The organism is Streptomyces sp. Root1310 (genome assembly GCF_001426425.1).
GTDB lineage: Bacteria > Actinomycetota > Actinomycetes > Streptomycetales > Streptomycetaceae > Streptomyces.
Genome location: NZ_LMEQ01000001.1, coordinates 1968958 through 1981233, shown reverse-complemented (window position 1 = coordinate 1981233; position 12276 = coordinate 1968958). Strand labels below are relative to the sequence as shown.

8 protein-coding genes are annotated in these 12276 nt (G+C 72.3%); 2 read left to right on the top strand and 6 right to left on the bottom strand.

Going from position 1 to position 12276, the window contains the following annotated elements; translation table 11 throughout:
- The first annotated feature begins 41 nt into the window (after positions 1-41).
- Entirely contained in the window at positions 42-1385 is a 1344-nt protein-coding gene (locus tag ASD48_RS08560) for an MFS transporter (protein ID WP_057600748.1), read from the top strand.
- 202 nt (positions 1386-1587) lie between these two features.
- Positions 1588-3117 carry a multicopper oxidase domain-containing protein gene (locus ASD48_RS08555; protein WP_157880609.1) on the top strand — a complete coding sequence of 510 codons (1530 nt, stop codon included), beginning with the start codon at positions 1588-1590 and terminating at the stop codon, positions 3115-3117.
- A gap of 21 nt (positions 3118-3138) precedes the next feature.
- Here the strand turns inward: ASD48_RS08555 and ASD48_RS08550 are convergent, their stop codons facing one another.
- The 6 genes from ASD48_RS08550 to ASD48_RS08525 form a co-directional block, all read right to left on the bottom strand.
- Positions 3139-3738, bottom strand: coding sequence for a flavin reductase family protein (locus tag ASD48_RS08550; protein ID WP_199875728.1), 600 nt, complete (start codon positions 3736-3738; stop codon positions 3139-3141).
- A 62-nt stretch (positions 3739-3800) separates the two neighbouring features.
- Positions 3801-4553, bottom strand: a complete 753-nt coding sequence (locus ASD48_RS08545) for an enoyl-CoA hydratase-related protein (RefSeq protein ID WP_057601082.1) — start codon at positions 4551-4553, stop codon at positions 3801-3803.
- 182 nt (positions 4554-4735) lie between these two features.
- The gene (locus ASD48_RS08540; protein ID WP_057600745.1) at positions 4736-6961 is read right to left on the bottom strand and encodes an acetate--CoA ligase family protein; all 2226 of its coding nucleotides are present in this window, start codon (positions 6959-6961) and stop codon (positions 4736-4738) included.
- Between the two features lie 159 nt (positions 6962-7120).
- Entirely contained in the window at positions 7121-8596 is a 1476-nt protein-coding gene (locus ASD48_RS08535) for an FAD-dependent oxidoreductase (RefSeq protein WP_063887407.1), read from the bottom strand.
- Between the two features lie 406 nt (positions 8597-9002).
- Positions 9003-10193 carry an NAD(P)/FAD-dependent oxidoreductase gene (locus tag ASD48_RS08530; protein ID WP_057600743.1) on the bottom strand — a complete coding sequence of 397 codons (1191 nt, stop codon included), beginning with the start codon at positions 10191-10193 and terminating at the stop codon, positions 9003-9005.
- Positions 10194-10539: 346 nt separating this feature from the next.
- A complete protein-coding gene (locus ASD48_RS08525; RefSeq protein WP_242432532.1) occupies positions 10540-12192 on the bottom strand; it encodes a subtype B tannase in 1653 nt (550 codons plus the stop codon).
- Between the last annotated feature and the right edge of the window lie 84 nt (positions 12193-12276).

Here is a 12276-nt window from a genome sequence, read left to right as displayed (position 1 = left end):
GCCACTCGTCCGCGGGATCCCGGTATCGGAAGCTCTGTGACGTGACCCAGACAACCGAAACTCCGGCATCCGCCGAGGAGCGGCAGCCCGCCGCCGACCGCGTCCCCGGCCGCCGCCGCGGCCGCGTCCATCGCGCCTGGTTCGTCGCCGCCGTCACCTTCGTCACGATCATCGGCGCGGCCGCCTTCCGTTCGCTCCCCGGTCTGCTCATCGACCCGCTGCACCAGGAGTTCGGCTGGTCGCGCGGCACGATCGGCGCGGCGGTCTCGGTCAACCTGGCGCTGTACGGGCTCACCGCCCCGTTCGCGGCGGCGCTGATGGACCGCTTCGGCATCCGCCGGGTGGTCGCGGTGGCGCTGACCGTGATCTCGGTCGGTTCGCTCCTGACGGTCTGGATGACGGCGGCCTGGCAACTGCTGCTGTACTGGGGCCTGCTGGTGGGCCTCGGCTCGGGGTCGATGGCGCTCGCCTTCGCCGCGACGGTCACCAACCGCTGGTTCACCGAGCGCCGGGGTCTGGTCAGCGGCATCCTCACCGCGGCCTCCGCCTCCGGCCAGCTGATCTTCCTGCCGCTGCTGTCCTGGCTGGTCACGCGGTACGACTGGCGCCCGGCGGCGGTGACGGTGGCGCTGGCCGCGCTGGCCGTCGTGCCCTTCGTGTGGCTGCTGCTGCGGGACCACCCGGCGGACGTGGGCCAGAAGCCGTACGGCGCGACGGAGTTCGTCCCCAAGCCCGCCCCGGTGCAGGGCGCCGCGCGCCGCACCCTGCGGGTCCTCTTCTCGGCGGTCCGCACGGGCCCGTTCTGGCTGCTGGCCGGCACCTTCGCGATCTGCGGCGCCTCCACGAACGGCCTGATCCAGACACACTTCGTGCCCGCCGCGCACGACCACGGCATGCCGATCACGGCGGCCGCCTCGCTGCTCGCGGTCATCGGCGTCTTCGACGTGGTCGGCACGATCGCCTCGGGCTGGTTCACCGACCGCTTCGAGCCGCGTCGGCTGCTGGCGGTGTACTACGCGCTGCGGGGCGTCTCGCTGCTGTTCCTGCCGATGCTGCTGGCCCCTTCCGTGCACCCTCCGATGATCTTCTTCATCGTCTTCTACGGCCTCGACTGGGTCGCCACCGTCCCGCCCACGCTGGCCCTGTGCCGCGAGCAGTACGGCGAGGACAGCGCCATCGTCTTCGGCTGGGTGCTGGCCTCCCACCAGGTCGGCGCGGCCCTGGTGGCCTTCCTGGGCGGCATGGCGCGGGACGCGTTCGGCTCGTACGACCTGGTCTGGTACGCGTCGGGAGCGCTGTGCGCCGCGGCGGCGCTGATGGCGCTGGTGATCCGGCGGCGGTCCGCGGTCCCCGCAGCGGCTGTCCCCGCGTCGGTGACTGCCTGAGCCGGCGCCCCCTGAGCCGGTGACCGCCTCAGCCGGCGCCTGTCCCAGCCGGTGAGGCGAAGGTGGTTTCGAGGCTCTTTTACGTACCATATGGGCACATTCCGACACGGATGGCTGCGTTGTGCGGCCTCCGTGTCGTTGCTCTGCCCGTGCGCTGCCGTGTACTGCGTCCCCCGCTCTCTCTGCCCCCTGGAGGCGATACGTGACTTCTCTGGCCCGTCGTGGCGTGCTGAAGTGCCTGCCGGTCGCCGCAGGGGCGGTCCTGACCGGCGTGGCGGCGAGTCCGCGAGCGGCGGCGCGACAGGAGGCCGGCGCCTTCTTCCCCCAGCCGGAGATCCGCAGGACGCCGCCGCACACGGGACGGCTGGAGACCCGTCTGACCGTCGCCTTCACCGAGCAGGCGCTCCCCGGGGCGGGCACGGTGACCACGCGTACCTACGAAGGGAGGATCCCCGGGCCGACGTTGCGGGTACGTCCGGGGGACTCGCTGGAGATCACGCACGTCAACGCGCTGCCCCCGAACGGCGGGACGGCGCAGCACGACATGAACATCCCGCACCACTTCAACACGCTCAACCTGCACACCCACGGCATGCATGTGGACCCCACGGGCGAGGCGGACAACATCTACCGCACGTTCGAGCCCTCCGAGACGCCGGGGAGCACCACCACCTACCGCAGTGTCGTCGACGTCCCGGCGGATCATCCGGCCGGCACGTTCTGGTACCACCCCCACCACCACGGGTCCACGGCGACCCAGCTGTTGAGTGGTCTGGGGGGCGTGCTCGTCGTCGAGGGGGACATCGACGAGGTGCCCGAGATCGCCGCCGCCAAGGACGTCGTCGTCTGCATCAACGAGCTCAAGCTGTCCGGCGGACGGGTGCCGGACCTGACCTCGCACGGCGCCTACGAGCGCATCGCCTCGACCTTCCTGGTCAACGGCGCCAAGAACCCCGTGCTGACCATCGCCCCGGGGGAGGTCCAGCGCTGGCGGATCGTCAACGCCGGAGCGATCACCGCTCACTTCCTGAGCCTGCGCGGGCACGAGCTGCACCAGATCGCCTGCGACGGCATCACCTTCATGGAGCCCGTCGCCACCACCGGACTGACGCTGCCGATGGGCGGGCGCGTCGACCTGCTGGTCCGCGGGGGCGAGCCCGGTACCTACCAGCTGTCCGGCGGGGGCCCCTCGCAGACCCTGCTGACGCTCGTCGTCACCGGCGAACCCCGCCCGATGGAACTGCCGGCCACCCTGCCCGGCAGACCCACCAGCCTGCCCGAGCCCACCCGCACCCGGACCCTGACCTTCCGCAGCTACGAGAACGTCTTCTCAGGCGCCTTCCCGAACGCCTACCGCATCCTGGGTGACGGCGAGACACCGCCCGCCGACCCGCGGGCCGGCCGCCGCGACCTCGCCTGGGGGCGCCTCGCGCCCGACTTCGTCAACCAGCGCGTCCGGCTGGGCGAGGTCGAGGAGTGGACGGTCGTCAACGACTCCCACGCCCACAGCCATCACCCGTTCCACCTGCACACCAACCACTTCCTCCTGACCGCCGTCGACAACCGCCGCCTGGCCACGCCGGTCTGGCACGACACGGTGGGCGTCCCGCCGAACGGCTCGGTCACCTTCCGGCTGCGCGCCGAGGACTTCACCGGCCGCTCCATGCTGCACTGCCACCAGCTCCAGCACGGCGACGAAGGCATGATGCAGGTCGTCGACTACGTGCGCTGAGCGGGGCGGGACGGCCGACGCTCAGAGGAAGCGGCCCCGGTGGAACAGCAGGGGCGGTTCCTCCGCGCCCTCGCCCGTCCCCAGGGCGTTCACCCGGCCCACGACGACGAGATGGTCGCCGCCCGTGTGGACGGCGTGCACCGCGCAGTCGATCCAGGCGAGGGTGCCGGCGAGGCGGGGCGCCCCCGACACCGGGGCCGCGTCATGGGCCACCCCGGCGAACTTGTCGGTGCCGCTCGCCGCGAAGGCGCGGCACAGACCGGCCTGGCCGGCGCTCAGCACGTTGACGCAGAAGACGCCCGCGCGGGCGATGCGCGGCCAGGTCGTGGAGGTGCGCCCGACCATGAAGGCGACCAGGGGCGGATCGAGGGAGAGGGAGGAGAAGGACTGGCAGGCGAAGCCGGCGGGGCCCGCGCCGCCGTCCTCGCCCTCGACGGCCGGTGCCGTCACGACCGTGACGCCCGACGCGAAGCTCCCCAGCACCCGCCGGAACTCGCCCTGGTCCACCGGTGCGCGTTCGTCCTCGCGGACGCAGCGCAGCTCCGGGCGCGGCAGCGCCTCGACCGTGTGGTCCGCCCTGAGGTAACGGACGGCCGCGGCCGCCATTCCCGCATGTCCCATCATGTGTCTCATTGAAACTGACGGCATGTCAGATAGGAAGGGCCGGGACCGCCGGGCTCGCGTCAGCGGCCCCGGAACCCCGGTTCCCGCCGCTCCACGAAGCTCGTCACGCCCTCCCGCGCGTCCGCCGTCGTCATGTTGATCTCCTGCGCGGCGGCCTCGGCGGCGAAGGCGGCGGCCCGGTCGCCGTCCAGGGAGGTGTTGACCAGGTGCTTGGTGAGCGACAGGGCGCGGGTGGGGCCGGCGGCCAGCCGGGCCGCCCACTCACGGGCCGTCTTGTCCAGCTCGCCGTCCGGGACCACCCGGTTGACCAGGCCCAGGCGTTCGGCGTCCGGCGCGGTGAGCGCGTCGCCGAAGAACATCAGCTCCTTGGCCCGTCGGGGCCCGATCAGACGGGGGAGGAGATAGGCGCCGCCGCCGTCGGGGACCAGGCCCCGGCGGACGAACACCTCGATGAACCTCGCCGATTCGGCGGCCAGCACCAGATCGCAGGCGAACGCGAGGTGCGCGCCCAGGCCGGCCGCCGTGCCGTTCACCGCGGCGATCACCGGCTTCTCGCAGTCGAGCACGGCACCTACCAGGCGCTGGGCGCCGAGCCGGAGGGTCCGGCTCACATCGCCGGCCACCCGCTCGCCGCCCGTGGAGCCACCCCGCAGATCCGCTCCCGCGCAGAAGCCGCGCCCGGTGCCGGTGAGGACCACCGCCCGGACGTCCGGGTCGGCCGAGGCGTCCGCGAGGAGGGCGATCAGGTGGTCCCGCATCCCGGGGGTGAGGGCGTTCAGGGTCTCGGGACGATCGAGGGTGAGATGGCTGATCTGGCGGTCGGTCCGGTGGCGTACAGACGGTTCAGGGTCGGGGTCGGGTTCGAGTTCGGGCTCGGTTTCGGGCTCGGGCTCGGGCACGGTCACGCTCCGTTCTCGGCTGTCGGCTGTCGGCTGTCCGCTGTCCGCTGTCCGTTTTCAGCTCTCGGCTGTCGTCCTCGTCCGTGAGGTGGTCCTCACCGGCAGACGGCCAGCGCGTCCAGTGCCACCGCGCCCTGCCCCCAGGGCAGGACCACCAGGGGGTTGATGTCGAGCTCGGCGAGGCCGTCGCCCAGTTCCAGGGCCATCCGCTGCACGCGCAGGATCACCTCGACGAGCGCGTCCAGATCGGCCGGTGGGCGGCCCCGTACGCCGTCCAGCAGCGCTCTCCCGCGCAGTTCGGCCAGCATGTCGCGGGCCTGGTCCTCGCCGAACGGCGGCACGCGCACGGCGGTGTCGTGCAGGACCTCCACCAGGACCCCGCCGAGGCCCACCGTCACCGTCGGGCCGAACAGGTCGTCGTGGGTCACGCCGACCACCATCTCCACGCCCCGCTCGACCATCTGGCACACCAGGACGCCGTCCAGCGCGACCCCCTCGTAGCGGGCGATGTCGGTCAGCTCGCGGTAGGCGTCCCGGACCTGGCTGGCCGAGGTCAGGCCGACCTTCACCAGACCCAGCTCGGTCTTGTGGGCGATCTGCGCGCCGGAGGCCTTCATCACCACCGGGTAGCCGACCAGCCCCGCCGCCCGCACCGAGGCCGCCGCACTGGTCACCAGTTGCTCGCGCGGGACCCGGATGCCGTACGCCCGCAGCAGCTGCTTCGCCGCGTGCTCGCTCAGCTGCTGTCCCGGCCGCATCAGCAGCTGCGCCTTGCGGAAGGACGGGGACTGGGTGCGCGGGGCCTCGTCGAAGGGGGAGTGGTAGCCGCTCACGAAACGGTGGTGCCGGAGGTGGGCGCGGACGGCCGAGATGCAGTTGGCGAGGGTGCGGAAGGTCGCCACCCGGGAGGAGCCCAGCAGGACTTCGCGGTAGGCCGGTTCGGTGCCCACCGGCGAGCCCCAGACGACGCACACCAGCTTGTCCGTCCGTTCCGCCGCGTCCACCAGGTCCTGGACCAGACGGTCGCTCAACGGCGGGAACGGACCCGTGATCGGGCAGATCAGGACGCCGACGGCCGGGTCGTCGAGGATCGCGTCGATGATCTTCCGGCCGCGTTCGTCGCCCACCGGGTGGCCGCCGTTGTCGATCGGGTTGGCCACGTTCAGATACGCGGGGATCCACTCGTGCAGCTCGGCCTGCTTGGCCGCCGACAGGGTCGGCAGGGTGAGCCCCGCAGCCGTCGCCAGGTCGGCCGCGTGGGCGCCGGTGCCGCCCGAGATCGAGTAGACGACGACCCCGTCGGCCCGCGGCGGCCGGGCGCGGGCCAACAGCGCAGCGGTGTCCTGGAGTTCGTCGAGACCGTCCACCCGGATCACGCCGTACTGGCGCATCGCCGCGTCGACCACCTCGTCCGCGCCGGTCAGCTTGCCGGTGTGGGAGGCGGCGGTGCGGGCGCCGGTCGCGGTGCGGCCGACCTTGACCGCGACGACCGGCACCCCGCGCCGGGCGGCCCGGTCGGCGGCGAGGAGGAAGGACCGGCCGTCCTTCAGCCCCTCCACGTAGCAGGCGATCGCGCCGACCTCGGGGCGCTCGGCGAAGTAGGAGAGGAAGTCGGCGGTCTCCAGGTCGGCCTCGTTGCCGGTCGGCGCCCAGTGGGAGAGGCGGATGCCGAGTTCCTGGAGGGCGAAGACCGGGCGGCCCTGGTGGCCGGACTGGGTGATCAGCGCGATCGACGGTCCGCCGAGATCGTCGCGGAACCGCTCGAAGGCGTTGAGGTTGGTGTTGGGGCCGAGCAGGCGGATGCCCGAGCGGGCCACCGCCGCCGCGAGGCGGGCCTGCGCGGCCGCGCCCTCCTCGCCCGTCTCCGCGAACCCGGAGGCGAAGACGACGGCGAACCTCACCTTGGTCTCGGCCAGTTGCTCGATGACGGGCAGCGGGTCGGCCACCAGCAGCACGGCCAGGTCGACCTGCTCGGGCAGATCGGCGACGGACGGTGAGCAGGGCAGACCGAAGACGCTCCCGCGGGTGGGGTGCACGGGATGCAGCCGCGCCCCCACCCGCTCGGCCCAGCCCACCAGTTGCCGGGTGACACCGGTGTTCGGGCGTCCTTCGGCGTCCGAGGCGCCGATGACCGCGACCGACTCCGGCCGGAAGAACCGGTCGAGGTCGGGGACGGCCCGGTACAGCGGGCGGCCGCTGACGTCCTGGTCGTCCGCTGTACCGGGCCGGCCGTGGACGGCGGGCCCGGGATGCTCGCCGCACGCGATGACCCGGGCCCGGCGGGAGTCGGTGGTGAGGGTGCCGTGGGTTGATCCAAGCATCGGTCCGCCCGCTCCTGTGTGACTGCCATGGGTGACCGTCAAGTAACTGACGCTCTGTCAGGTTACATACCTGACGGAGCGTCAGGAATGGTCGTGCACACAGAAAGGAGCGGGCGGGGCCTGGACACGGAGCGGGCGGGGCGCGGACCCGAACGGCGACTAGAGCGCCGCCAGCACCTCCTTCGCCACCCGCTCGCCCGACCGCACGGCTCCGTCCATGAAGCCCATCCAGTGGACGGAGGTCTCCGTTCCGGCCCAGTGGATCCCGCCGACCGGCTCGCGCAGGGCCGGTCCGTACTGCGTCAGGACGCCCGGTGCGGCGATCGAGACGGGGCCGCCGCGGGTGTAGGCCTCGTTGTTCCAGCGTTGCAGGACGAAGGAGGAAGGGGAGGCGGCTTTCTCGCCGAAGTACGTCACGTAGTCCTTCAGCACGGCCGCCCTGACCTCCGCCTCGCTCGCCGCGTCCAGCTTGCGGGCCTCGTCGGCCTCGATGAAGCCCATCAGCGCGCCGTACGAGGCGTCGGGCGGCGAGTTGTCGAAGGTGGAGCTGATCACCCCGGTGTCGCTGACGACCTGGCCGTTGAGACCGTCGGCCCGCCAGAAGGGGGTGTCGTAGATCGCGATCGCCTTGCCGACCGAGGCCATCGGCAGGCGCTGGGTGAGCTGGTCGCGGGCGGCGGGCAGCAGCGGGTCGTACCGGATGCGGGCCGCGAGCGGCGGGGGCACGGCGACGACGACCCGCTTGGCGGTGACGGTGACACCGTCGGCGGTGACGACGTACTTGCCGCCGGACCGGGCGATCGTGCGCACCGGGGCGTTCGGCACCACCCGGTCGCCGAGGGTGGCCGCGAGCCTGATCGGCACCACCTGGGAGCCGCCGACGAAGCGCAGTTCCTGGGCGCCGTTCGCGGTCTCGGTGAGGCGCTCCAGGGTGCCGGGGGTCGAGTCGTTGCCGGCGGCCGCGATGTAGAAGAGGACGAAGAGGAGCGAGAGTTCGCGCGGTTCGGCCGAGAAGATCGAGGTGCAGGCCACGTCGAGGAGGAACTTCGCCGACGGGACCACCGCGTTGGCGTTCAGCCAGCTCTCGAACGTCTGCTTGTCCCACTCGGCGGCCTTGGGGGCGGTCCAGGGCGCGTCGACCGGCACCTGCTTGGCCATGTCGTCCAGCGAGGCCTGCACGATCGCGGCGTTGGCGAGGCCGGCGACATCGACGGGCGGGACCGAGCCGAGGAGGCCGTCGGTGGCGTACGGGGTCTTCTTGCCGTCCTTGTAGAGGAGGTTCTTGCCGGTGTTGTAGGTGGGGAAGGTGGCCACGCCCAGGGAGTCGGCGAGCGCCTTGATGCGGTCCTGGGTGGGGCCGATGAACTCGCCGCCGCCCTCGGTGACTCCCCCGTTGGCCAGGGGCAGGTTGACGACCCGGCCGCCCACGCGGTCGCGGGCCTCAAGGACGGCGACCGTCCGGCCGGCGGCCACCAGGTCGCGGGCCGCGGTCAGGCCGGCGAGTCCGGCGCCGACGATCGCGACGTCCACGTCCCGGGTGGTGGCCGCGGCGGCCGTACCGGCGGCGGCCGCGGTCACGGCGGTGGCGCCGGCCGCCACGGCGGCGGTGCGGCCGAGCAGGGAACGGCGGGACATACCGGGGGAATGCTGTCTTTCACGAGCCACGTGCGTCCTCCGTCGAGCTTCGGGAGCGAGCGGGGGTGGAACCGGAAACATGAACAGTGCTCACATTCTGGCTCCGTGGGAGGGCACGGGACAACGCTCTCGTCACATCTGACACAGGTGTAACGGGCAGCGAGGTGAGGGGAGTTGCCTGCGGCCTGCGGCCTGCGGCCTGCGGCCTGCGGCCTGCGGCCTGCGGCCTGCGGCCTGCGGCCTGCCGGCAGCCGAGGGCCAGGCCGGCAGCCGGCAGCCACAGCCGGCCGGGGCGGGTGTCTGGCGTGGCGGGGTGGACCACCGGAGGGTGTGGGCTGGATCACCGGAGGGTGTGGGGCGGGCTACCGGACGGGGTGGGGCGGGCTGCCGGAGGCGGTGGGGCGGATCACCGGAGGTGGCGGCGTACCGCCTTCGCGATCTTCTCCGCGTCGATCGACAGCTCGCGGAGCGTGCCGCTGATGGGGGTGGTGAAGCCGGTGAAGTACAGGCCGGGGGTGTCCTTGGGGGTGCGGGCGCCGTGGCCGACGGGTCTGCCGCGGTCGTCGAGCACGCCGAGGTGACCGACCAGGCCCTCCAGGGCGCGGACGTACCCGGTGGCGGCGACCACGGCGTCCGGGGTGATCCGGGTGCCGTCGGCGAGGAGGACCTCGCCGCCCTCCTCGAAGCCCGCGACGGCGGCCACGACTTCCACCCGGCCCTTGCGCACGGCGTCGATCAGGCCGACGTCCTGCACCGGGATGGCGCCCTCCTTGACGCGGGAGTAGAGGCCGCTGTCGGGTCGGGGCAGACCGTGCGCCGACAGGTCGGGCACGCTGAGTTTCGCCATCGGCCGCGCGAGCCGGTCCACGAGGCGGACCGGCAGCCGCCGTACGAGCACGGCCGTGTACTGCGCGGCCCAGCCGGCCGTCGAGCGGCGCACGATGTGCGGGGCGGTGCGCACGGACAGCCGTACCCGGGCCGCACCGCTCTCCACCAGGTCGACGGCGATCTCGGCGCCGGTGTTGCCGACGCCGACGACCAGGACGTCCCGGTCGGCGTACTCCTTGCCGCTGCGGTAGGCGGAGGCGTGCGCCAACTCGCCCGTGAACTCCTCGCGGCCGGGCCAGTCCGGCAGGTGCGGGGTGTGGTTGTAGCCGGTGGCGACGACCACCGCCGAGCCGACGAGCTCGCGCCCGCCGGTGGCGTGCAGCAGCCAGCCCGTGCCGTCCGGGGTGCGCTCGACGCGGGAGACCTCGACGCCGGTGACGATCTCCAGCTCGTGGACCTCGGCGTACTTCTCCAGGTAGCGCACCATGTCGTCGCGCGCCACCCACCGCCCGAACCGGCGCGGCATCGCGAGCCCGGGCAGGGCCGAGAGGCGCCGGGTGGTGTGCAGATGCAGCCGGTCGTAATGGCGCCGCCAGGACGCGCCGACCCCGTCGGCCTTCTCCACGACGACGGCCCGTATGCCCTGGGCACGCAGCGCGTACGCGGTGGCGAGGCCGCCGGGACCGCCGCCGATGACGTAGACGGGGCGGTCGGCCGGGTTCGCGGTGGTGATCGCCTGAGGGGTCGGACGCGGTGCGGAGTCTTCCATGAGCGCGAGCGTAATCACGCGGACGGTTGATGGGTCTCGGTCAAGACCGGAATTGGTTGCGGATCGATCACGCGTGGGGGAAGTACGGGTAGGGCCGGTGACGTAGGCCACTCGGTTGTGCGCGACGGGGCGGACCAGTGAGGAAATCGCTGGGAAATCGGTGGGGAGACGGCGGAGACGGCGGAGACGGCGGGGACGGCGGGGACGGCGGGGAAAAGGAGCGACGCCTGGCCCAGGTGCGCTCGGGCCAGGCGTCGCGTGCGGACGGCGTCGGTGACTATGACGGGAAACTGACGCCGCCGCGTCCAGGATGCCTCCGGGCGGGACCGGGAGGCATGCGGAACTACTACTTCTTGGCCTTGCCGCCGGTCCTGGCCTTGCGGCCGGTCACCTTGGCGATCCATGTGATGAAGTCGCCCGGGTCGGTGTTGGCGCCGTGGCCCTGGTCCCAGTAGTAGAGGTGGTTGACGTCGTCGCCGAGGCCGTTCGCGGCGGCGGCGATGTTGGCGGAGACCGTCAGCGAGGTGTCGGAGTCCTTGGTGCCGAGACGGATCCACCAGTGCTTGCTGCGGCCCTCGTTGGGCTTGTCGGCCAGGAAGTGCATCGGGTTCATCAGCCGCAGCATCTCGGGGATGTCGCTGTCCAGGCGCTTGGCGGTGAGCCCGGTGGTGTCGTTCTTCAGGCTGTAGGCCGTGAAGTGCCGGGAGATGACCGTGCCCTTGCCGAACTCGTTGTTCTCGCCCGCCGACAGGTCGAAGGCGTCGAAGGCCGGGGTGTTCTTCTTGCGGGCGCCGACGTGGGTGAGGAAGTCCGCCCAGGAGAAGGAGGCCCTGCCGTTCTCCCAGGTGATGAAGGTGTTGGCGGCGAGGTACGTCTCGCGGGCGGTGTCGGAGAGGGCCGCGAGGTAGCTGGTGGCCGACGGCTCCAGGTACTGCTTGACCAGGTATTCGTCGTAGTTGCGGGCGTTCAGCGTGCCGAAGCCGTTCAGGCCCTTGAGCTTCAGTGCGGCCTGGTACTCGGCGAACTGCGACCGGAGTGCCTTCGACACCGTCTGGTCGACCTGCTTGCCCGTGTTGAGGGCGTTGTCGCCCCAGTTCCACTCGTAGGAGCCGTCGGCGTGCTCCAGGTCGGTGATCGGGCACCAGGTGCCGGTCGCGAAGATCGCGTCGGAGGCGTCGGCCGCGCCGAGCTCCTCGAGGTACTTGTCGTAGAGCGGGCTGTCGCCGGACGCGCCGAGCAGGGCGGACACGGCGCCGCCCGCGCTGGTGCCGGCGGAGACGATCCGGTCGGTGTCGCCGGGGATGCGGCCCTTGTTGGCCCGGACGTACCGTACGGCGGCCTTGAGGTCGACGATCACGGCGGGAGCCACGCCGTAGTACTCACCGGCGGAGTTCTTGAGGGTACGGCCGCGGGCGCCGGGCTCGACGACGACGTAGCCGGCGCCCAGCGCCAGGTACTGGTTGGTGTTCAGGGCGCCGCCGTTGGCGTTGGTGTTGCCGTTGGCACCCGGAGCCGAGGCCGAGGCGCCGGGTGCGGGGCTGCTGGAGGCGGTGCCGCCCCCGGCGCCGCCCCCGCCGCCGACGGGAGCGCCGGACGCGCCGACGCCGGTGGCCTCGGTGACCGTGGACGGCATGTAGCCGCCGACGGTGTTCGCGAGCAGGATCGGCGCGTCGCTCGCGTCGACGGCCACGCCGTCGATCTCGACCGGCACGCTGACGTTCAGGCTCTGGTACTTCTCGTCGACCGGCTTGGCGACGTAGGTGATCGCCTTCCAGAAGTGGTACTTGACCTCGTGGTCGGTGCCGGCCGTGTCGGTGACGGTCGTGGTCAACTCGGTGTAGCCGTCCGGGTCGAAGACCAGGGAGTCCGAGGCGGACGCCGAGGACGACGTGTCGTCGGAAGCCTGCGCGCTCAGGGCGATGCCGCCCACTGCCGCGACGCCCGCGGTGGCGCCGAGCCCCAAGACGACCGACCTGCGCTTGACTGCCCTGTGCTTCACGATGCTGCCCCTTTGCGGATGGCGTGCCGACTCCGTGCCGGAGTGCGCGTCGAGTACGCGCTCCGGGCTTGCGTCGGTGAACGT